The sequence below is a fragment of the Nitrococcus sp. genome (assembly GCF_059432795.1).
The window spans coordinates 1-21,293 of the sequence record NZ_JBXWZQ010000046.1; the positions used below are offsets into that span (position 1 = coordinate 1).

Consider the following 21,293-nt stretch of genomic DNA (forward strand, 5'->3'; position numbering starts at 1 on the left):
AACTGCGCGCAGTATCGCTTGCCGCAGACGACCCTGTACGTCACGTTGGAGCCGTGCGCGATGTGCGTGGGGGCGCTCATACACGCCCGGGTAGAGCGCCTGGTATTCGGCGCCCGCGACCCGAAGACCGGCGCCTGTGGCGGGGCCCTGTGCCTGATCGACCATCCCAGCCACAATCACCGCATTGCCGTTGAGGCGGGCGTTTTGGCCGAGCCCTGCAGCGAGATACTGCGTGGGTTCTTTCGCCAGCGCCGCAGCGGATGACGCCCTTCCTCTCGCCGCCGTCATGCCCCGATTAATCTCCTCGCAGTGTTCGTCGCGCGCGGGGCGCTCCGCCGCCAGCCGCTTGTGGCGGCCCGGCCACGGTGCATCGTCGCGTTTCTAATCCCAGCTCTCCAGACGCGCGAGGATCCGCTCCAGCCAGCCCTCCGGGGGTTCCCAGTCAGGCGCGGCCGCGGGCTCGATCGGCAGGATGAGGCGAAAGCCCTTCTGGACATGGCCATCGAGCACCGGCTGCAGACTGCCACCGTGATGGTAGGCGATCAGATAGGCGCTCAAATGCTCCGGATCCACATCCAGGCCGGAGGCCCCTTCCGGCGCCCGAGAGTCGCTCGGGCTGCGGAAGGTAAGCGCAGTGGCCGCCAGTTCCCCGTATAACCTTCCGGGCTCGCAGAGTATATCCAGGGCCGCTTCCCCAGCACCAGCACTCATATGGCAGAGACTGGCGATGAGCGAGCGCGTGAGGTCACGGTCGACCAGGAGGGGCTGGACCCCGTCGACTTCCTGAATGTTGGCCCGGCAGCCTTCCGGGAGGGCGCTTTCGATCAGGGCGCGCGGAGCGATCTGAGTATCGAAGGCGTCCCAGGAGCCGTTGGGCTTGGTATTGCGGATAAGCGTGTCGACCAGGCCCAGTGTCTGCTGGATCTCCGCCTCGGTCAGGCTCCAGAGATCGAGCTGTTCAGGCGCGATCAGCCTGCCGCGGTAACTCGCGGTTACGTTGGCTTCCAGATAGGAGGCCACCGCCGTCATGGCGTTGCGGATATGGGTAAAGCTGCCCGCCATGATCACCAAATCGCGCATGCGATTGACCTCGACGAGGCGCTGCCAGACACTCAGCTTCTCTTCCATGAGGATGGAGCGTTCCAGCCTGAGCCGGTGTATCTCCATAGCTTGGCGCAGTTCGGTGCGCAGCTGGCGTATATCCCAGGGTTTGGTGATGTAGCGGAAGATCTCGCCTCGATTGACGGCCTCGATTGCCTCGTCGAGATCCGAATACGCCGTGGTCAGCAGGCGCACGATATCCGGCCAGTCTTCACGGACGCGGCGCAGCAGATCGACCCCGGTTTGGCCCGGCATGCGCTGGTCGGTGATCAATACACCGATTTCGTGGCCGTGAGCCTCTAACACTGTGATAGCCTCCGCGACACCGGAGGCTGTGTGGACCGGAAGCGCGTCATCCGCTACCGCACGGCGGAAGTATTTCAGCGCCTTTTCCTCATCGTCCACATAGAGAACCGCGTATGTCGTCATAGTGCGTGTACTACGTCCATAGGTGAAAGAACAGGATGATCAGTTCCGATGGGCCGCCTCGCCGGCCATTGGCGGAAACGTTAAGTCGAAGCGCGTGTAAATGGATGGCATGCTGCGGCAGCTGATCGTGCCCCCGAAGCTCTCCATGACTCGGCGGCAGAAGCCGAGCCCGATGCCCACCCCCTTGTTGTTGCCGGAAAAACTGGCGAAGTCCTGGAAAATCTCGGGCAGCACCGCCGGGTCAATACCGGTGCCGGAATCTTCGAAATGCAGCGTATTGTCGGTTTCCCCGAGGCTTGTCCAGATACGTATGTCCCCCTTGCCCGCGGTGTTGATGGCCTTCAACGCATTGCGTATGAGGTTGTGGAGCACGAACACCATGAGCGCCTGGGAACCTCGGAATGCGAAGCTCGGTTGCGCGTCCCAATGAACCCGCTCCCGCTGATCAGCCTGGAAGGGGAAGTCCTGCAACGCCGTCTCGACACACTCGTCGATCTGGCAGCTCACGAAGGAAGCCGGGTCGATCCGCTGGCCGCCGCAGTTGGCGAGCAGCAGATCGATCAGCATCGTCGTTCGGTCCACCACGCGGCGGATTCCGGCCACCGACTCCTGAAGCGCGAGCATATGCGCCTCTCGCATGGGCTCGAGCGGTGCGCCCGCCTCGCACGCCCAGCGGTGACCCTCGAGCAGGCGCGGCAAGTAGCGCTCGATGCCCATCGCGGCGGAGCGGGTGCTGAGCAGGGGAGTGCGCATCTCATGAGCGATATGGCTTGCCACCGAGAGCATGCTCTTGCGCCGCTCGTAGAGTAGCTCCCGCTCGTGGTCCTGTTCCCGATAGAGTTCCAGCGCATTCGTAAGCTCGTCGCGCAGCAGTTCGAGATCCCACGGCTTGGTGATATAGCGGCGCACCTCGCCGCAGTTGACCGCGGCGATCGCCTCGTCGATGTCGGTGTAGGCGGTGGTCAGCAGCCGCACGATGTGCGGATAACAGGCCTTCGTCTCGCTGAGCAGCGAAATCCCGTCGTTGACAGGCATGCGCTGGTCCGTCAGCAGCACGGCGATGCGCTCGCCACACTCGGCGAGTATCTCCCGCGCTTCATCGCCGCTACCGGCCGTCAGCACGTTGAATTCGCGTTGAAAGCAGCGCGCGAAATATTTCAGCGCCTTGGTCTCGTCGTCGACGAAGAGTATGGCGAGATGCTTATGCGGTTCGCTCACGTGCATCGCTGCGCGCCTCGCTGTCTTCCTGTGATAGCGATTCCGCTGTCGGCAGGTCAAACGTGAACTCTGTCCAGGCGCCTTCTTCGCTCTCTACGCAAAGCTCGCCGCCGTGATTGCGGATAATGGTCTGGCAGATGCTGAGCCCCATCCCCATTCCCTCGCCCACATCCCGGGTGGTGTAGAAGGGGTCGAAGACGCGCTCCAAGGCCTCGGCCGATATGCCCGTTCCGGTGTCGCGGACACTGACATGGATCCGCCCCTTTCGCTCCTCGGCTCGGATTCGGATATCACCGGCGCGCACCTCGGCGACCGCACGCACCGCTTTGATGGCGTTGCCGATCAGATTCATCAGCACCTGCACGACGTGATTACGTGAACCCTCCACGCGGTAGTCATCGTCCACCTCATTATGGATGGGGATGTCTTGGCGCTCATGGGCCAGCATTTGCATGGCGCCTTGCACCGCTTGGCAGAGATCGAATGCCTGTCGTTCGCCCTTGGAGGGGTAGGCGAAAGCACGCAGCTCGGAGACGATGCTGCGAATGCGCTGCATGCCCTCATCGATGTCGCCGATGATTTCGCAGAGCTCCTCGTCGTCGGTAATCGCGCGGTCGCTTTTGACCACTTCCAACGCGGTGAGCGCATAGTTCAATGGATTGTTGACCTCGTGCAGCAGACCGGCAGAGAGACGGCCCAGCGCGTTGATCTTCTCGCTGTGCATGAGTTGGTGCTGAGTCTGCGTGAGCTCGTCCAGAGTGGCCCGTAGCTCGTCGTTGCTTACCTGCAGATCCTGCTCCAGCCTGGCGGAGCGAAGCAGATTGTGCAGCCGGGTCTGGACCTCGATACCGCTGAACGGCTTGGTGAGGAAATCGTCGGCGCCGTTGTCCAATGCGGTCAGCTTCGTGGTCTCGTCAGCGCGGGCCGTAAGCAGGACGATGCGGATCGAGCGGGTCTCGGGAGCTTGTTTGAGTCGCCGGCAGATCTCCAGTCCGTCGATCTCGGGCAGCATCAGATCGAGCACCATGAGGTTAGGACGCCGGCTTTGCGCAAGCGCCAATCCTTGCTGCCCGTCGCTCGCCTTGAGCACGCGGTAGTCCCGGGAGAGTAGCTCGACCAGGTAACGCTGCATGTCCGGCTCGTCATCCACCACCAGGACCGTCGCACGCTCTTCGTCCAGAGCGGCCGCGGCTTCATCAACGCTCCCCGCCTCGAATCGCGCCGCCTCATAGGCTGCGCTCAGCTCTTGGGAAGGGGCGGCGCTAGCGGGCTCGGCAAGCAAAGCCTCCTCTTCCTGCACAGCGGAGGCTTCCGCGGCAGGCATCAGGGGAAGGCGGACCGTGATCGCGGTGCCCTCACCCAGCCTTGACTCAATGTCCGCTGAACCGTCGTGTTTTTCTGTGAGCTCTTTCACGAGAGCGAGACCCAGCCCCGTGCCCACATACTTCCGCGTTACCGAGCTGTCCGCTTGGCGGAAGCGGTCGAATACGAACGGCAGATCGCTCTCGCTGATACCGATGCCGGTATCCCGTACCGTCACCCTGACCTGATCGGGCCGGATCTCTGAGCTGATGCAGACGCTGCCCCCTTCGTTGGTGAACTTGAATGCATTGCTCAGCAGATTGAAGAACACCTTCTCCAGGGCGCTGCGGTCTCCGCGGATCTGGATCGCATCGGCGGAAAGGCGCTTGTCGAATGCGATGCCGCGTGAGGCAGCGAGGGGCTCCACGGCTTTTACGACACTATTGAGCAGGGCGCTCAGATCAAGCGGCCGGCGCTCGAGCTTGACCCGGCCTTCCTCCAGCCGGATCACCTCGAGCAAGTCATTTACCAACCGCAGCAACCGAAGACCGTTGCCGCGAATGATGTCCAGATGATTGGCCACCAACGGCGGAAGCTCGCTGCGCTTTTGCAGCATGTCCTCCACGGGCGCGAGGATCAGGGTTAACGGCGTGCGTAGCTCGTGGCTGACATTGGCGAAGAATTCGGATTTGAGGCGGTCCAGCTCGGCGAGCTCTTTATGGCGTACGTCCAGCTCGAAATTGAGCCGGAATTCGGTAAAGCGCCGGCGGCGGTTGAAGTACACTGCGGTCGCACTGATAACGGCCGTGGTGACGAGAAAATAGATATTGTTGTACAGCAGTGAGGCGTTGATCGGCCCCCCCGCCCGGCTCACACAGGCGAGGATGTAAAGCGCAAGGCTCCCGCCCGAGAGTATCGCCACCTCCCAAACGGTGACGGGCAAGAGCACGCCCATGCCGAGGATCGCCAGATTCAGACCAGCGTAATAAGTAGAGGCATGGCCCTCCGTGAGATAGATCATGTAGCAGATGGTGGCCTGGGGTATGATCAGCCAGGCCATTGTGAGAATCCGGATATTTTTGCGGCCGATCTCAGAGAAGTGCAGCCCCAAAATGAGCAATAGGACTAGATCGCCAAGCACCCGCAGCAGCAGAAATTTAGTAAAAAGGTGCGGGTAGACGAATAGGTCCAGGGTCACCCCGGCGGGAATCAAGACCAGAGCGAGCACGCAGCCAATTCTGGAAAATCGCAAACGCGCGGCGCGGTCCTCCTCGGCCCAGGCACGCTGGACTGCCGGGTCAATGCTCATTCGGGTCGGCATTCTCTTCCTTGAAAATCTTTAGGAAGACATTGATCCCGGTGTCGTCTACGAAAGCCTCCCGGCGGCCGAGCCCTTCGGAAATCCGCTCCATATCGCGCTCGTCCCGGTAGATCAGATACCATTCGAGCAGATATTCCATCCAATGACGGGTCGGATTGCTCGGATGTACGTTGGTGGCCAGAATCTCGCTGCCCGGGGTGCTCCACTCATGGAAAAGGCTGAGCAATCGCGAGCACACCCGGTCGGATAGATAATCGAAAAGGCCGGCGCAATAGACGATATCGAACGTCTCCGTGTCGCCTTCTGCATTTTTCTGCGAGGCGCGTTTCAGCAGTCTGTGCACGGAATCGTGGGAATACTCGACATCCGGGCGGATGCCGCTTGCCTTGCTGGCTACCTCCAGCTGGGCTTTGGTGTAGTCCAGTGTCTGCTCGCTGAAGTCGACCAGCTTGATGATGCACTGCCCCATCAGCGGTTCGCTGCGGAACAGCTGTTGCAGCTCGATCGCCGGGCCGCAGCCAATATTGAGTATCCGGGGTTGCTCGCGCCGCTCGAGGCTCTTGCGGATGCGCTCGCGCAGCCATTTCACCAGGATGTCGATGCGGTTGCGATGGGCCTGGGCGGGTCCCGTGCCGAGATAGAGCGTGTTGATGAGCTGCGCGTAGATGGTGGGCCCTTCCTGCGGATCGCGCAGCATCATGTTGACCATTTCGTAGTCGCCGGCGTAGCCAAGCGGCTTGTGATAGGCACGGTGCACGAAGGGCGCACGCATCAGCAGCGGATGCAGATCGCGCTGGACATAGCGGGCATGGGTGGTGCGTTCATCATCGGAGACCTCGGCGGCGACTTCCTCGAAGCGCTCGAACATCTCGGATAAGCGCGGCAGCAGGGGCTCGGTAAGCGAGGCGAGCAGTTCCTGCTGGTTACCGATATCGGGAAGGCCGTCGTTGGCCTCGCCCTCGATGTCCACGTGCTCGAGCCAGCGGTTCAGCTCGGTCAAAAAGGAGCGAATCCGGGAGACGATCAGCTGATAGGTAGGACGTATCTGATGCGAGTCCTGCCAGTCCTCGATAAAGGACATCACCTCCTGCTGAATCCGACGGTTATCGCCGATCAATCCCCGCAGATCGGACCAGGCGTCCACCAGGCGCGCCGAGACGATCAGCATCAGCCCGGTATTGACCAGGTTGGTGACTACCGCCCGGCCGTCGTATACAACCCGCTCACCGCTGCGGACCTGCATCTCTTCCAGCACTTCGCTGAGCTGGACGATGGAGTAGGGATTGTAGACCTCGAAGATCAGCGTCGTTCGGGAGAGCTTCAGCAGGGAGCCGCGTGCCTGAAGGCCCTGGCTGTTGCGGAAGACAATTAGGTTGCTCAGATTACGCTTCGCAGCCACGGCGAAATCGCCCTCCTGATAGTAGATAGGCGAACAGATCCATTAAGATGGCACGATTGTGGTGCCCGGTTGGCTGGCCCCATTTCGGAATATCTCCATGATGAAGCCTCACCCAACGAACCGGTGCCGCGGGCGGTGTCCATGAGCCGAATCCGTGGAATTAAGCGAGTCCTTGTCCCATGTGGTTACCACTAGGCTGCTGAAAGCTTGCGTCGCCGGCGCATTGCCGGTTGACTGCCTTCGCAGAGGCCTCCATGCGCTACAGAAGACCAATGATCCGATTACCTCTAAAGGGTCGCCGTCATTGCGTATTATTTTTTGCAGCATATCCGCGTTACCTACGAGGTCAATGCGACGGTCGTTCAGGTGTGACACAAGTCTAAAAATATGTTGGTACAGGCATAAATTCGCCTCTTGCATCCAATCCGCCGGTTTGCCAGCGCGGCGTTGCGCTCGAGGATGCGCGGCGGCGGCCGCCACGAAGTTGCCGCGGCAGCACCTTTTCGATAGCCTTTGCCGATCGCGAGAGGGTTCAAGCATGGCCGACATTGCGGCGTTGCGCCGAATTCTTCAGGAGAATCGCACAGTCGCCGTCGTCGGTCTGTCAACAAGTTGGCATCGTCCGAGCTACTTCGCCGCCAAGTATCTGCTCGACCACGGCTATCGTGTGATCCCGGTCAATCCCGGGCATGAGGAAATCCTCGGCCAGCCCTGCTATCCGAGCCTGCGCGAGATTCCCGAGGCGGTGGACGTGGTCGATATCTTTCGAAAGCCCCGGGAAGTGCCTTCACTGGTCGAGCAGGCGATCCGCATCGGCGCCCGGGTGCTGTGGATGCAGCTCGGCATCGTCCACGAGGAGGCGGCGGCGCGAGCGCGCGAGGCCGGCTTGGAGGTGGTCATGAACCGCTGCATGAAGATCGAGTACGCGCGGCTTTTCGGCGGGTTGAACTTCGTGGGCGTCAATACCGGGATCATTTCTGCAAGGCGCTCGCGTCACCTGATCTATTAGCTTCGTTTCATTGACTGTGCACGGCCGCGGGAACCGCCATGTCTGATCACGAGTTCGGCTTCGAAACGCTTTGCCTTCATGCCGGTCAGCTGCCCGATTCGGCCACCGGCGCCCGCGCGGTGCCAATTTACCAGACGACCTCATTCGTGTTCGACAGCACGGAGCATGCGGCGAGTCTGTTCAATCTGCAGACGTTCGGCAATATTTACGCCCGCATGATGAACCCGACCACGGCCGTGTTCGAGGAGCGCATGGCGGCGCTCGAGGGCGGCCGGGCGGCGGTGGCCACGGCCACGGGAATGGCGGCGCAGACGCTCGCGCTGCTCACGCTGCTGGAGGCGGGCGACGAGTTGGTTGCCGCGCGCACGCTCTACGGCGGGACTTACAGCCAGCTGGATGTGACCTTGCGTCGCCTCGGCATCACGGCGCATTTCGTCGATCCCGACGATCCGGAGAACTTCCGCCGGGCGCTCACGCCGAAGACCAAGCTGCTCTATGGCGAGACCATCGGCAACCCCGTGGGCAACGTCCTGGATATCGCCGCTGTCGCGCGAATCGCCCATGAAGCCGGCTTGCCCCTCGTGGTGGACAACACGATGGCCACGCCCTATCTCTGCCGGCCGATCGATCACGGCGCGGACATCGTGGTGCACTCCGCGACCAAATTCATCGGCGGCCACGGCACGGCGATGGGCGGGGTGATTGTCGAATCCGGCAAGTTCCCGTGGGACAACGGCAACTTCCCCGGCATGGTCGAGCCCTCCGAGGGCTACCACGGCGTGCGCTTCTACGAGACGTTCGGTGATTTCGGCTTCACGATGAAGGTGCGCTGCGAGAGCCTGCGCACGCTGGGGCCTACGCTTGCGCCGATGCACGCCTGGTTGTTCCTACAAGGACTGGAGACGCTGCCGCTGCGCATGGAGCGCCACTGTGCGAGCGCGCTCAGCGTGGCGCAATATCTGGCATCGCACGAAGCCGTCGCCTGGGTGAGCTATCCGGGGATGACGCAGAGCCGTTACGCCAGCCTCGCCGCGAGATACCTGCCCAAAGGGGCGGGCGGCATCGTAAGCTTCGGCATCCGCGGCGGCCATGCCGCCGGCGTGCGCTTCATCGAGGGCGTCGAGCTTTTGAGCCACCTCGCCAATATCGGCGATGCCAAGACGCTGGTGATTCATCCCGCCTCCACCACGCACCGTCAGCTCACCGAGGCGCAGCAAATCGCCGCCGGCGTGCCCCCGGACATGATCCGTCTCTCGGTTGGCCTGGAGAGCCTCGAGGATATTGTCTGGGACATCGGCCAGGCCCTGGAGCAGTCGCAAGCGGCCTCGGGATGAGCACGCGCCGGGACCGCGTGCGCTCGGGCCGAGGCAGGCGGCTAGTTAGTACAATGACTGGACGGCGCCGCCAAGATAAAAGGGGCTGCGGCCTTCGAGAAGCGCCTTGTCCGCCTCGAGGCGCTCGGGATCGAGGATAGCGGGCTCGGTGATGCGCACCAGCAACCGGTAGTATTTGCGGATCTTCGCCACGTAGTGCACCGGCTGCCAACCCCGGGCATAACCGTGCTTTACCCGCTTGTGCCATTTCTTCCGAGCGAGTAGAGGCAGGCGCTTCCTTACGGCGGTCCAGGAGCTCGGGTCCGCGTTTTGCATTCGCGTGATTCGCTGAGCGTCCACCAGGTGGCCCATGCCGATGTTATAGGCGGCAAGGGCGAACCAGGTGCGCTCCGGCTCCTCAATCTCGCGGGGGATGCGCCAGAGCATGCGCTTGAGGTAGGCGGCCCCTCCGAGAATGCTTTGCGCGGCGTCAAGGCGGTCGTCGACACCGATCGCCTGGGCCGTGGGTAGGGTGAGCATCATCATGCCGCGCACGCCGGTGGGCGATTTCGCCTCGGGGTTCCAATGCGACTCCTGATAACCGATCGCCGCAAGCAGCCGCCAATCCAACTGATATTTCTCGGCGGCTTCCTGGAAGACTTGCCGGTACTGCGGTAGCCGCTCGGTGATGTGGCGCAGAAACACCCGCGTGCCGACGTAATCGAATTTGTCGATGTGCCCGTAATAGTGCTCAATGAGCTGGTTGAGCTCGCCACTCGCGCGCAGCTCGACGAGGAATTCATTGGCGGCTTCGAGCAAGCTGGTGTCGCCGTCGCGGCGGAACATCCACGCGAGCCCCTGCGCCTTGCCGATACTTCCGGCCACGCGCAGCTCCGGATAGAAATGCTGGCTCAGGTTGAACTCGTTGGAGTTGACCACCGCGTAATCCGCCCGCCGGTTCCAGACGCGGTAGAGCAAATCTTCGCTGGTGGCATTGGAAAGCGCACTCCAACGCAGCTCGGGAATCTCGGCGCGGCGTTGCGAGAGAAGCCATTCCGCTCGAGTACCGGCGAGCACGGCGAGCGAGCCGCCGACCGTATTCGCCAAGCCATCCGGCCGGCGCGTGCCGGTGCGGTAGATAAGCTGCGGGCGCACCTGCAAATAGGAGTTGGAAAAGGCGAAGCGCTCCTTGCGCAGCGGCGTCGCCATGATCCCCGTCGCCGCGAAATCCGCCGCCCCCGTTTCGAGCTGCACCCGCAGTTCATCCAGGTCATCGGCAACCGCCATCACCAGCTTCACCCCGAGGCGGTCGGCAAAGCGCTTCACAAGCTCGTATTCGATGCCCTCCGGGCCTTTGTTGGACTGATAATACGTACTCGCGCCCAGACGGGTGAGCACGACCATCTTGTCGCGTTGCTTGATGAGTGCCAGGCGCTTCGGGGGCTGCACCGGCCCGATCCAGCTCAACAGGCACCCGCCGATGATGAGCAATGCGATGAAAAGCTGTGCGAACAAACGCCCCATGCCGAGCAGGTAATCCCCCTCAAACCGGAACTCACCATTGTAGATCGTCGCGAACGCATGAGGAGGGCGGCGGTCGCATTCCCGCGAAGTCGTACTTGGCTTCTCACCGGCATTCTATTGTAGACTGCGCCCTCCGCCCGCCGCGCGGGCGGGCAGCGACCCGCGGAGAGGTGCCGGAGCGGCCGAACGGGGCGCACTCGAAATGCGTTGACCCCTTACGGGGTCCGGGGGTTCGAATCCCTCCCTCTCCGCCAATTCTTCTTTAAAATCAAAAAGTTAAAACAACAAAAAATAACCATCCCGCATACCGTCCATCTACTTTAAAACGCTTGATTCGCCGGTCCTGATGCCCTGGAACGTCCTGCTCCAGGGCACGAGCGCCCATTGCTCTATATTGCGAAAAAAGCGAAATAAGCGAAATAAGATATATATATCTATATATATCAAGCACTTATATAAACACCCAGTGCGAAATAAGTGCGAAATAAGCTAAAAATCAATGGCTTGCGCATCCATCGCCCGCCCGGCAGCGGGGCGAGCGCCCATTTCTCTAGGCTGCGAAAAAAGCGAATAAAGCGAAATAAGCTTCTAATCAATCGCTTACCTGGAAATTAAGGGGTGGGTGCTTGCGAAATAAGCCGCAAATCAATGGCTTGTGCATCCATCGCCCGCCTGGCAGCGGGGCGAGCGCCTATTGCTCTATGTTGCGAAAAAAGCGAAATAAGCGAAATAAGGTATATATATCTATATATATCAACTGCTTATATAAACGCCCCGTGCGAAATAAGTGCAAAATAAGTGCGAAATAAGCCGAAAATCAATTACTTACTAGAATGCGCCGTTATCCCTGCCTAGCGTGACGGTCACGCACCCCTCTAGCGGCCGCCGGCTGCCCTACTGTGACGGTCACGCTTCCCAATCGTGCAACCGTCCCAGCTGCCGCCAAGCGGCTGCCTTGAGCGCAGCGCCGTAATCAGGGCATTGGAGCACCGCCAGGCAGATCCGCTCCGACCAATCTTCGAGCGCTGTCTCCATGACCGTGGTTCGATCGCGGCTGCGCTGCTCGCGCTTGCGCTCGGCCGGGGTCATTGCTCTAGAGCCTATCGGGTTGCGTGGCATGGTCACTCCTATGTGTGACCGTCACAGTATATTGCACGTGACTGTCACGCAACCCTCGCGGCCGGGCGGTGCTACGAGCGCAGGCGGCGCTCGAATAGCCCATGGCGCATCCGCAGGCGCGCCAGGCTCACGGATCCGGGCGGCGCGCTGCGCGCGCGGCGCCAGAGTTCCAGGGAGCGCAGACCCACGTCGGTCTGCGCGTAGGCCGGGAAGGTGGCGGTCGATACCTCGAGCACATCGAGCGCCGAGAGCGTGCGAATGACGTTGCCGGCGCGGCCCTCGGCGAAGTCCTCGCCGCCGGGGCGCACCCGAAAGCCAAAGCTCATGCCGCTCACATCGCCGCGCGCCACGGTCTGCGCGAGATCCCGGGCAAAGCTGGTATCCGGAAGCTTGATTTCCACGCGCAGGCCGCGCTGGTCCTCGGTGAGGCGCAGCGTGCCCGAGGTGGTGCGCCCCAGCACCAAGCTCGAATCATGGCCCAGCAGGGCGCGGATGTCCGCGCCCTCCTCGAGCGACTGGCGAAAGGCGCCGGGCAGGATCCGCTCGCGAAAGCCGCCGAGATCCTCGGAAAGTGAGTTGAACACAGCCGCATGGCCGATCAGATAGCGCCCGGCCTCGGGATCGCCGACCACGGCCGGGGCGGCCGCGGCCGCCCGGCGCTCGAATTCGAGTATTTTCCCCATGGCGCGACCCTCACAGCTGCACGCCGGTTATGCGAACAAACGCGGTGGGCTGGAAGGCCACGACATCGGCGCGCAGGTGCGCCAGAAAGCCGTATTGCAGCGTATCGGCGAACCGCTCGCGCAGCACCTCGACGCGAATCTCACTGCGCATCCCGATCACGAGCTGGCGGAAATCGCCGACGTAAATGCTCGTCTCGTTGGTGCCCGCACCGCCGTCGGTGGGAATCCCGGTGCTGGTATGCCAGACCATGGGCGCCGGGCGATCCAAAATCGGCGGATAGCGCAGCGGCTGGCCGGTGGAGTCCACCAGGCCGCCGAAGTCGGCTTCGGCCTCGGGGTGCATCACGTAGGCCGTGATTTGCTGGACGTTGGCGTTGAGCAGCAGGCGGCGCGCGCTGACCAGCGGCGCGTAGTCGGCAAGCGCGGCATCGTGGGCGAGGGTCTGCACCCCGGTGAGCGTATCGAGGCCTTTGGGTTCTGGGCTGGTGCCGCTGCCGTGGAAAACGACGCGGTCGAGCTCCTGGCCGAGCGCGGCGGCGAGAATGTCGGGCAGCGCGGCATTGATGTTCACGCTGTCCTCGAGCAGCTCACGGGAGCACTTGACCAGCACGGCGAGGCTTTTCGGCGCGAACGAGACCAGCTCGAAGGTCGGGTCGGACTCCGTGACGGTGGCGGACTCGGCGCGCCAGGCGGGTACGGGATCGCTGGCCACGCGCGCAAAGCCGTTCGCATCGCTTGTGATCGGCACGGTTTGCGCGCCGGCGGCGATGGCAACGGTTTTTCCCCGCATGAGGTCGATGAGCTGCGCGGCCAGCAGCGTGGGCACCGTATAACCGCCGGCGGAATCGGTGCCTTCGGTCAGCGCCCTCCGCTCGAGCTCACCGCGCGGTCCCAGAACCATCGAGCGCAGATAAGCCCCGAGGGTAAGGGCGCGCATCTCGGGCTCTACCCTCGCCTGGACGCGGTCGGCGTAGCGGACCTCCGGTTGGAGCGCATAGCCGGTCTCACTCGGCGCCTCCGGTACGAGCGGCTCGGCGTCGCCGCGCGCCTCACCGTCGCCGCGCGGGCGGCGCGGGTCGGCCTTTCGGCGGGCTTCGCGCTCGTCCTTTTCGGCCTCGATACGGTCGAATAGCCCCATCAGGCCTTGATAGCCCGCCTCGATCTCGCGGACTTCCGCCTCAGAGGCCTCCGAGCTCGCCCGCTCGAGCAGCCCCCGCGCGGCGGTGGTCAACGTATTTTGCAGCTTGTTGAGATCGCTCCATGGAGCGCGCTGCGGGTCGAACTCTTGGATCTCGTCGTCGGTGGTGAGCTGGAACTTGCGCAGCTTCGCGCCGGCGTACTTTCGCGCCGCAAGCGCTTGGTGAGCGGTAATGGTCATCGCAGGAACCTCGGCTGTGGGGCCGGTGGCGCAGGCGCAGCCGACCGACCCCGATCTATCGAACAGGGTTTCGGTCAGCTCGCGCCGCTCCCATCGGGAGCTGCCGAGGCTGTGGTGGGGATCCGCCAGCCCTCATCGAGGCGCTGGTGATCGAACCACGCCCCCAATGTAGCGCAATCCTCAGGAAAAACCAACGCTTAGTGTTTGACTTGGCCTTCGCCGGCGAGGCGCGCGGCGAGCTCCTCGGGCGTGAGCGGGTGCATGGCCCACTGCCGGATGCGCCCCTCGCGCACCAGAACGTCAAAGCCGAGCGCGGTATGCGCGCATAGGCCGACATAGCAGCCGTCGCCGTCCTTGCAGATGTGTTCGAGCGCGATCGCCCAGCAGCGCGCGCAGGGCAGCAGCGGGCTCCGCGCGTCGATTTTCGCGCCGGCGCGCTCGGCGAGCAGCGCCTCGACCTTCCCGACGCGCTCCGGGGCGAGCAGGCAATACTGGCCGAGCGCGCCGGCGACCACGGCGGCCGCCTCATCGGCGCTCAAGCCCTTCGCGCCGAGCCCCTGGACGAGGGCGGCAATTTCATTCTCAAGATCCATGGCAGTCTCCAGGTGCGGCCGCCGGTGCGGCCGCGTTGGGGGTTCCAGGGCGGCGGCCGGTGGCCGCCTATTGCACGCGCTCGGGCGAGACCAGATCGGCCAGGACGTTCTCGAGGGCGCTTCGGCAGGCTCGCGGTGCTTGCTGGGGGCCGGTTCGCTCGCGCACGAGCATCACGCTCGCCCGCAGCAGCGCGCCGGCGGCCACCAGCACGGGCACCTCGCCGCACTCCTCGTGGATGTAGTCGAGCAGGCGGTGCGTGGTCTCGCGCTCGAGCGCGGTGCGCTCGTTGAGGTCTCTGGGTTTTTTCGTATTCATTCATTTACCCTATTGATCTGTACATATTGATAGATACCCCCTTGCTCGATTCTGGCGGCGCGAATTCGTGACCCCCCTCGACGGTCCCGCAGCAAGGGGTAGAGCGATTTTGCCTACCCCTCCCCATACGCGCGCGCGCGGATTCTGGCGACGGGCGCTAGTGCCAGGCGCTACGCCGCTCGATGCGCAGCGGCCGGCGCGGCCGCTTCTGCTCGAGCCGCACCTCGAGATTGGCGAGCTGCGATTCGATCTGCGCCAGGCGCACCTCGAGGCGGCGCTGGTTGAGCTCCAGGTCCGTAAGGTTCGCTTGTATGGCGTAGCTCTCGTCGTTGCCCGCCACTTGCTCGAGCGCCTCGGTCAGCTCGCTGAGCGCGCCGCCAAGCGCCTCGAGCAGCCGCGCGGCCTGCTCCTGGCCCTTCGAGCGTGCGGCCTGGGCGCGATCCGTCAGCAAGTCGAATAGGTTGTTACGGGGCGGGGTTTCGTCGCTCATGTCGTCTCCTGTTCAGGGCTGTTCGATTAAAAAACTGCGGCCGCAGGCCGCTTGCCTGGAGCTTCCCAGCGCGGCTGTAGGCCGCTGCCTAGCAGTGTTGGGCGCTCGTCGGGGAATGCGATGGCAGTACCTGACCACCGGCTGCGCAAGATTTAGGGTTGCTCCGCCCGTGGACAGCTACTGCCATCGCATTAGCTAAAGACACGCAAATCATTGATGTTTGGCTTATTTCGCAAGCACCCATCCTTTAATTTCCAGGTAAGCGATTGATCAGAAGCTTATTTCGCTTTATTCGCTTTTTTCGCAGCCTAGAGAAATGGGCGCTCGCCCTGCTGCCGGGTGGGCGATGGATGCGTAAGCGATTGAGTTTGGGCTTATCTCGCACTTAATTCGCACTGATATTTATATAAGTATTTAATATTTATAGATATATATACCTTGTATATATATACGCAAATTTTCGGTATAACGAACAAAGTAAAAAAAGCGAAGAAAGGCTTGGCACAACGCTTTCGCGGCAGAATAAGTGCGAAATAAGCCATGGTGCCTATCACCTCCTAGCTGGAATGCGCCCGCCGTCAATCGTCAAAAGCACGGTGCCCTCGGGATACCCTGAGACGGGCTCGCATACTCGGCACCGCCACTCCATGCCCGGCTGCCGAATGAACGTGCCGCAGCCGCATCCGGCGCAGTAGTCCATCGGCTCGCCCTGGTCGACCAGGCCGCCGGTCAACCGCGAGCGCGCCTGGTTCAGGCGATCGAGGAAGGTGAGCACGGGCTCAGCACAGCACCCATGTCTCGACGGGGCGGCCGGCGGTCGGCGCGCATGTCGATCTCACGCGCTTGGCGTGTGTGAGGAGAGTGAGCGCGTTGTCGATTTTGGCGCCGCTGGCGTGCCGGCTCAGCGCGCCAGAGAGCTCGGTACGAGAGAGGCCCTTTGGCGCGGCGGCGAGCGCGCGCAATATCGCATCCGCGACCGGGTTGCCGGTCGCGTCGCCAAAAATGTGTCGAGCGGAGGCGGCTGCGTAGTCCCATACGGCGAGCGCCGCCGAGAGGTGTGCGGGGGTGATCTCGGCGCTGCCGTCGAGCAGCGCATAAATGAGCGCGAGGCGGACCACCTGGGCCTCGGCCCGTGCCGTCAGCATTCCATATAGCCCCGGCTGTGCGGCGGAAAGATCGGGGTAGATCTCCTCCCACAGGCGGGCGGTGGCCGGATCCATGGTGACTCGGTCGATTTTGTGGGCGAGGGCGATGCTCTCGGCGAGGCGCACGGCGAGCGGGCGCAGCGCCTCGTCAGTGAGCGCGCCGCCGTGCGGGAGGTATCGAGATCGGCGCGCTGCGATGAACAAGAATCGGTTCGAGAAACCGTTCGCGGCGTCGGCGGCGGTCATATCGTCGCGGAGCTCGTCGCGCGTGATGTGCCCGAGGATGGAGATATGGGCGTCGGTCGCGATGCAGTCGGGTTTTTTGGTCATCGCGGCCAGCGGCGCGCCATCCCATGCGTCCCGGATGATGGCGCTGAGGGTATTACCTTCCCGCTTTTTGATCCTCAGCGCGCTGGAAAACTCCGACTCGACCACGAGCAGTCGCTTGTCCTCCTCGCCCGGATCGGTGTCTGTCGCATCTCGAACAGCAGATATCAGCCCCTCGCCGCTACTGAGCCCGCTTTTCACTCGGCGAGACGACCAGTGCTCATCGACCATGCGATACAGGCTACGGATACGGCCCCAGCTCGTGCCCTTGCGCGCTTTGGCGGAGTTGCCGACAAGCACAGCGAATAGGTTCGCATGGTGCCGGTCCCCCTCGACGGGATAGTGTGGCCCCCGGCCGATGCACGACCCGGCGGCCGCCAAAAACTGCACCAGCAGCGCGGCGGGGTCCGCCTCGGTGTGGGGTTCTATCGTGCGCACGACATTGCCGACCAGGCCGTGATAAGCCGCCTCGGCGAGCGGATCCGGCCAGCCCTCCGGGGGCTCGGGCAGCGAGTTGCTCGACCGATCTACGTCGGCACCACAACGGCGCGCCGGTTCAAATTTTTGCGGCGAGCGGTTATTCTGGGCGTGGGCTGGACCAATAAAAAAACTAGTCTCGGCTTCCCGGCCGGTGGCAGCCGGCCGGGGGCCAATATCTCTGTTATTCATTGCCGTTCTCCTTTTGTTTTGACGAACGTAGCTCTAAGCTGGCTAGCGTTTTTCGATCTCATCGCGCATCGCCTCCCTGCATTCCGTCGCAAGATGTAACCGCTCCCAGGCGAGCACCTCGCTCATGCGCCAGCGCGAGCAATTGGGGCCGAGCCGCACTGGCGCCGGGAAGCCGTCGCGTCCGGCCCAGCGCCAGATTGTCACGCGCGCCACGGCATAGCGGCGGGCGAGCTCGACGTCCGTCGTGTACACCTCATTGGGCTTTGGTTTGGGCATATCGCCTCCATCGCGATTAGGATAGAGCAGGCTACCAAGGCGCATTGCCAGAAATACCGGCATTTCCGTCACTCGGGGCGGGCTTTTTTCGCGTTTTTTGCGGCCGCAATGCGGGCTCCGCCGCTTTGCAGTGGAGACGCCTCGCTGATGTAGTCACGCCAGCGGCGGTAGCTGATGGAGCAGTCCGCGTCGCTCGCATCATCGACGGCCACGATGCGCTCGCCATCGCGGTAGACGAGGAACCCGCAATCCGTGTTGGGCTCGTTGCCGGCCTCGGCGGCATCCGGGATCAATTCGAAGGCGGCCGGGGCGCTGATCGCCGGCTCGGCCGTGACGATCGCCTCGGCGAGCTCGCGGAAAGCCGCCACCGCCGCTCGCTTGGGGCGGCCCCGGCCGGCCACGCCACGCCAGGCCTGAGCCGTGGCGGTAAACTCGGCTTCGATCTCGGCCGGGTTGAGGCCGGCTTTGGCAAGCCGAAGGAACAGCCGCAACCGCCGGATGCCCATCCGCTTGCTGTAGATCCGGGTTTTTCGCTTCATGCGCGCGGCTCTCGGATCGCCACCACCTCGCCGCCGGGCTCGCCCTCGCTGAGATACCGCGCCCAATCCGCCATGAGCCGCCGGCGTTTCTCGAGCAGCGAGCCGCGCCGGTAAGCACGCTCCACGGCCGAGGGGATGGTATGCGCGAGCGCGGCCTCGGCGACCTCATGGGCGTAGCCCGTACGCTCGCTCACCCAATCACGGAAGGTCGAGCGCAGCCCGTGCGGCGTGGCCGCGACCTCCATCCGCCGCATGACGGCGCTTAGCGCCATGTCGCTCAACTGCCCGCCACGCACCGCCGGGAACACGTAGGGGCTTTCGGCGAGACGCGGCAGCGCCTCGAGCAGCGCGAGCGCGCTCGCGCTCAACGGCACGACGTGCGCTCGCTGCGCCTTCATTCGGGCGGCGGGCAGGCTCCAGGTGGCGGCCTCGAGGTCGATCTCGTCCCAGGTGGCGCCGCGCACCTCGCCCGAGCGCGCGGCAGTGAGCAGCAAGAACTCCAGCGCACGGGCGGCGAGGCCTGTGCGCTCTTGCAGCGCGGCGAGGAAGGCCGGGGCCGCCGGCCAGGGCAGCGCGCGGTGGTGGCGCACCGCCTTGAGTTTGCCGGGCTGCGGCAGGATGGCGTCGAGGTTGCCGCGCCAGCGCGCGGGGTTATCGCCGCTGCGGTAGCCGCTTACCGTCGCGTAGTCGAGCACGCGCTCGATGCGCCCGCGCACGCGGCTTGCCGTCTCCGTCTTGGCTCGCCAGATCGGCTCGAGGATTTGGACGAGGTGGGCGAGCTCGACGCGCTCCACGTCAAGCGCGCCGATGACCGGCGAGGCGTAGGTCTCGAGGCTGGTGCGCCACTGCTTGCGGTGCTTGTCGTTCCGGAACTCCCCAGATCGGCCGGCGAGGTAGCGCGTGACGGCCTGATCGAAGGTAAGCGCGCGGGCCGCCTCGGCGCGCAGCGCCTCTTTCGCGGCGGTGCGCTCGGCGAGCGGGTCCATGCCCTGGCGGACTTTGGCGCGCAGCGCGGCGGCTTCCTTGCGCGCCTGGGCGAGGCCGACCTCGGGAAACGGTCCGAGCCCGAGATCGCGGCGCTTCCCGGCGATGGCGATGCGCAATACCCAATACCGCGCGCCGGTCTCGCTTACGCGCAGCATCAATCCCGCCACCCCGCCGACCGCGTGCAGACCGACGCGGCTCAGCCGACGCACGGCGAGCGCGGAGCGCTCCTTGGCAACGCGGGGCATGTCCCACCTCCCGTCCATCTTACGGCGTGACATTGCATGTTACGGGATGATCTTCGATGCAACAACGGATAACAATTATTACGGGCAGGACAAGCGCTTATGCAATGGGATGCGATGGGATGTTACGTGGGGTCGGCGGCCTCCCTCTCCGCCATACAAACATCAAAGGGGCCTATTCGGCCCTTTTGATGTTTGTAGAGCCAAGCTGGGCAATCGAACCCCCGGACGAAAAATCACGGGTTCGATCAAAAGGGCATGGATGCTATTTTGACGCCGCAGCGTAGCGAAGGCGCCCAAAGGGCGAGCGCCACGGACGGCGCGAGTCAATCCCTTCCTCTCCGCCAATATAATAAAAAATAGTCAGTTATATTACTATTTCGTGTATTCCCAAAGCCGTACCCAACGTACTGAAAACGGTGGGGCCGGGTCTTGGTGGTCGTTGATTACTCGGTGTCCCGAATATACCGGGCCAACTCCTCGGGTGTACGGACCAGCTCGCGAGAAGAAAATCGTGCACTAACCCTCTCGCCGTGACATAGAGGCCGGAATCGGTCCCCGCGCCTCCTTATATTTTGCTCCCCAGATGTAATCGCCTCCGATCAGATTGATGTGTTCCCCGCCAAGAGTGGTGAGAAATACGGCAGCAGTTCTCAATCAACGACGGGCTTGTCGTTTTCAGCGGGCAATAGCACGGGAGATCAGAAGCGGGCTAGCTCGCACGGATAGAATGTTTGGACTGAGTGGCGAGGCTGTTTCCGACCCAGAGCGGACGGATAAGGCACTGCACGAAACTGGCAGCGACACTGGCGTTCCTATGTGCTCAAGATGAAGGCACGATATTGCGGATAGGGGAGGTGCGGCCAATGAAGAGGAACGTTCGTTCAGTGGCTTATGGAGACATGCGCTCTGCTGGACGCTCAATATCGTGCCGGCCAGATAATCACTGTTAAGTTTGCCACAAAACCTATTTTGAATGTATATCTAAGTTTCCTCTTTCCGAACATTTGAGGGCAACTAAACATGAAGAATCGCAATATTGTTCAAACCATTTTTTTTGCTGCGGCATTAGGTTTAGCCGCAACGCCGATATTCGCAGACCCGCCGAACAAAGCAGAGCGCGGAGCCCAAAAAGTACAACGCAAAGGCGAGCGTAAAGCGGCCAAGCGTGAACGTGAACTGCAAAGAGAGGCTGATAAGCAGCAAAGAGAAGAAGAACGACAGGCTCGAAAAAAAGCGTTCGAACAAAAACGGGAAGCGAGAAAAGACGCGGAGGAACATGAACGGGAAGCTCGCAAAGACGCGAGAGAACGCGACCGCGAAGCCCAACAGAAACAGCGAGAAGCCGAACGTGAAGACGCCCAACGTCAACGTGAGTTGCAAAGGGTGGGTGATAAACGCCAGAGGGAAGAAGAACGAGAAGCTCGAAAAGAAGCTGCTGAGCAAGAGCGAAAGGCGCGAAAAGATGCCGAGGAGCAGGAGCGGGAAGCTCGCAAAGATGCAGAAAAACCCGAGCGCGAAGCTCGATAATAGGAAAACGTAATCGGGTAACTGGGGGCTTTAACCCCCAGTCCCCACACCACCCTGCATGCGGGTCCGCACAGGGCGGTTCACGAGTAGGGAGCACGTGAGAAGATCAGGCATAGCCATGGGCTTTCATCCACAAGTCGCGGACGCCGATCAGCCCTTGGCGTTTCAGCCACTCATTGGTCATCCCGGTCTGTGTGGCCAGCGTTTTCGAGAGGTGCCAATAGCTCGTGGAGCTCAGCGCCGTCAGGACCGCTTGGCGTTTGCCCGTCCCCAGGGCCCCCTAAGTGTCAACCTCGTATCCGACAGTGACCGATGCGTTTCTTATGTAACATTCGGGCACTGACTGAGGAGGCTACGAGCGTGAACGAATCCAACGAAATCCC

Annotated in this window: 19 protein-coding genes and 1 tRNA gene; 5 read left to right on the forward strand and 15 right to left on the reverse strand. The window is 62.7% G+C overall.

Annotated elements, in window-relative coordinates; translation table 11 throughout:
* The coding region (locus AC52Q4_RS04030; protein WP_495535520.1) for a nucleoside deaminase at positions 1 to 264 on the forward strand (264 nt) is incomplete at its 5' end.
* A gap of 117 nt (positions 265 to 381) precedes the next feature.
* Here AC52Q4_RS04030 and AC52Q4_RS04035 read toward each other — a convergent pair.
* From AC52Q4_RS04035 to AC52Q4_RS04050, 4 genes are read right to left on the reverse strand one after another with little or no spacing between them, the layout of a single operon-like run.
* Positions 382 to 1,530, reverse strand: coding sequence for a response regulator (locus AC52Q4_RS04035; RefSeq protein WP_495535521.1), 1,149 nt, complete (start codon positions 1,528 to 1,530; stop codon positions 382 to 384).
* Positions 1,531 to 1,569: 39 nt separating this feature from the next.
* Positions 1,570 to 2,748 (reverse strand): hybrid sensor histidine kinase/response regulator, encoded by a 1,179-nt coding sequence (locus tag AC52Q4_RS04040; RefSeq protein WP_495535522.1) that lies wholly within the window; start codon positions 2,746 to 2,748, stop codon positions 1,570 to 1,572.
* Positions 2,732 to 5,359 carry an ATP-binding protein gene (locus AC52Q4_RS04045; RefSeq protein ID WP_495535523.1) on the reverse strand — a complete coding sequence of 876 codons (2,628 nt, stop codon included), beginning with the start codon at positions 5,357 to 5,359 and terminating at the stop codon, positions 2,732 to 2,734. The genes AC52Q4_RS04040 and AC52Q4_RS04045 overlap by 17 nt, the downstream gene beginning before the upstream one ends.
* Positions 5,349 to 6,770 carry a class I SAM-dependent methyltransferase gene (locus AC52Q4_RS04050; RefSeq protein ID WP_495535524.1) on the reverse strand — a complete coding sequence of 474 codons (1,422 nt, stop codon included), beginning with the start codon at positions 6,768 to 6,770 and terminating at the stop codon, positions 5,349 to 5,351. Before AC52Q4_RS04050 ends, AC52Q4_RS04045 begins: the two co-directional genes overlap by 11 nt.
* A gap of 538 nt (positions 6,771 to 7,308) precedes the next feature.
* Here AC52Q4_RS04050 and AC52Q4_RS04055 point away from each other — a divergent pair.
* Both AC52Q4_RS04055 and AC52Q4_RS04060 read left to right on the forward strand, forming a co-directional pair.
* Positions 7,309 to 7,779: a CoA-binding protein gene (locus tag AC52Q4_RS04055; RefSeq protein ID WP_495535525.1), complete on the forward strand. Its 471-nt coding sequence runs from the start codon at positions 7,309 to 7,311 to the stop codon at positions 7,777 to 7,779.
* Between the two features lie 38 nt (positions 7,780 to 7,817).
* On the forward strand, positions 7,818 to 9,113 hold the full coding sequence (locus AC52Q4_RS04060; RefSeq protein ID WP_495535526.1) for an O-acetylhomoserine aminocarboxypropyltransferase/cysteine synthase family protein: 1,296 nt from the start codon (positions 7,818 to 7,820) through the stop codon (positions 9,111 to 9,113).
* 45 nt (positions 9,114 to 9,158) lie between these two features.
* Here AC52Q4_RS04060 and mltF read toward each other — a convergent pair whose 3' ends face one another.
* Positions 9,159 to 10,616, reverse strand: coding sequence for a membrane-bound lytic murein transglycosylase MltF (gene mltF, locus AC52Q4_RS04065; RefSeq protein WP_495535527.1), 1,458 nt, complete (start codon positions 10,614 to 10,616; stop codon positions 9,159 to 9,161).
* Between the two features lie 164 nt (positions 10,617 to 10,780).
* Between mltF and AC52Q4_RS04070 the strand changes: the two genes are divergently transcribed.
* Positions 10,781 to 10,870, forward strand: a tRNA-Ser gene (locus AC52Q4_RS04070).
* A gap of 652 nt (positions 10,871 to 11,522) precedes the next feature.
* Here AC52Q4_RS04070 and AC52Q4_RS04075 read toward each other — a convergent pair.
* From AC52Q4_RS04075 to AC52Q4_RS04120, 10 genes are all read right to left on the reverse strand, one after another.
* Complete coding sequence (locus AC52Q4_RS04075) at positions 11,523 to 11,735, reverse strand: hypothetical protein (RefSeq protein ID WP_495535528.1); 213 nt, start codon at positions 11,733 to 11,735, stop codon at positions 11,523 to 11,525.
* Between the two features lie 71 nt (positions 11,736 to 11,806).
* The gene (locus AC52Q4_RS04080; protein WP_495535529.1) at positions 11,807 to 12,418 is read right to left on the reverse strand and encodes an HK97 family phage prohead protease; all 612 of its coding nucleotides are present in this window, start codon (positions 12,416 to 12,418) and stop codon (positions 11,807 to 11,809) included.
* A 10-nt stretch (positions 12,419 to 12,428) separates the two neighbouring features.
* A complete protein-coding gene (locus AC52Q4_RS04085; RefSeq protein ID WP_495535530.1) occupies positions 12,429 to 13,796 on the reverse strand; it encodes a phage major capsid protein in 1,368 nt (455 codons plus the stop codon).
* Positions 13,797 to 13,993: 197 nt separating this feature from the next.
* The gene (locus AC52Q4_RS04090) at positions 13,994 to 14,389 is read right to left on the reverse strand and encodes a hypothetical protein (RefSeq protein ID WP_495535531.1); all 396 of its coding nucleotides are present in this window, start codon (positions 14,387 to 14,389) and stop codon (positions 13,994 to 13,996) included.
* Positions 14,390 to 14,456: 67 nt separating this feature from the next.
* Positions 14,457 to 14,705, reverse strand: coding sequence for a hypothetical protein (locus AC52Q4_RS04095; protein WP_495535532.1), 249 nt, complete (start codon positions 14,703 to 14,705; stop codon positions 14,457 to 14,459).
* A gap of 157 nt (positions 14,706 to 14,862) precedes the next feature.
* Positions 14,863 to 15,195, reverse strand: coding sequence for a hypothetical protein (locus AC52Q4_RS04100; protein WP_495535533.1), 333 nt, complete (start codon positions 15,193 to 15,195; stop codon positions 14,863 to 14,865).
* Positions 15,196 to 15,974: 779 nt separating this feature from the next.
* Complete coding sequence (locus tag AC52Q4_RS04105) at positions 15,975 to 16,898, reverse strand: DUF3987 domain-containing protein (protein WP_495535534.1); 924 nt, start codon at positions 16,896 to 16,898, stop codon at positions 15,975 to 15,977.
* Positions 16,899 to 17,378: 480 nt separating this feature from the next.
* Positions 17,379 to 17,612 (reverse strand): helix-turn-helix transcriptional regulator, encoded by a 234-nt coding sequence (locus AC52Q4_RS04110; RefSeq protein WP_495535535.1) that lies wholly within the window; start codon positions 17,610 to 17,612, stop codon positions 17,379 to 17,381.
* 68 nt (positions 17,613 to 17,680) lie between these two features.
* On the reverse strand, positions 17,681 to 18,151 hold the full coding sequence (locus AC52Q4_RS04115; protein ID WP_495535536.1) for a hypothetical protein: 471 nt from the start codon (positions 18,149 to 18,151) through the stop codon (positions 17,681 to 17,683).
* Positions 18,148 to 19,383: a tyrosine-type recombinase/integrase gene (locus AC52Q4_RS04120; protein WP_495535537.1), complete on the reverse strand. Its 1,236-nt coding sequence runs from the start codon at positions 19,381 to 19,383 to the stop codon at positions 18,148 to 18,150. Before AC52Q4_RS04120 ends, AC52Q4_RS04115 begins: the two co-directional genes overlap by 4 nt.
* Before the next feature lie 1,020 nt (positions 19,384 to 20,403).
* Here AC52Q4_RS04120 and AC52Q4_RS04125 point away from each other — a divergent pair.
* Positions 20,404 to 20,910 carry a hypothetical protein gene (locus AC52Q4_RS04125; protein WP_495535538.1) on the forward strand — a complete coding sequence of 169 codons (507 nt, stop codon included), beginning with the start codon at positions 20,404 to 20,406 and terminating at the stop codon, positions 20,908 to 20,910.
* Positions 20,911 to 21,293 lie beyond the last annotated feature (383 nt).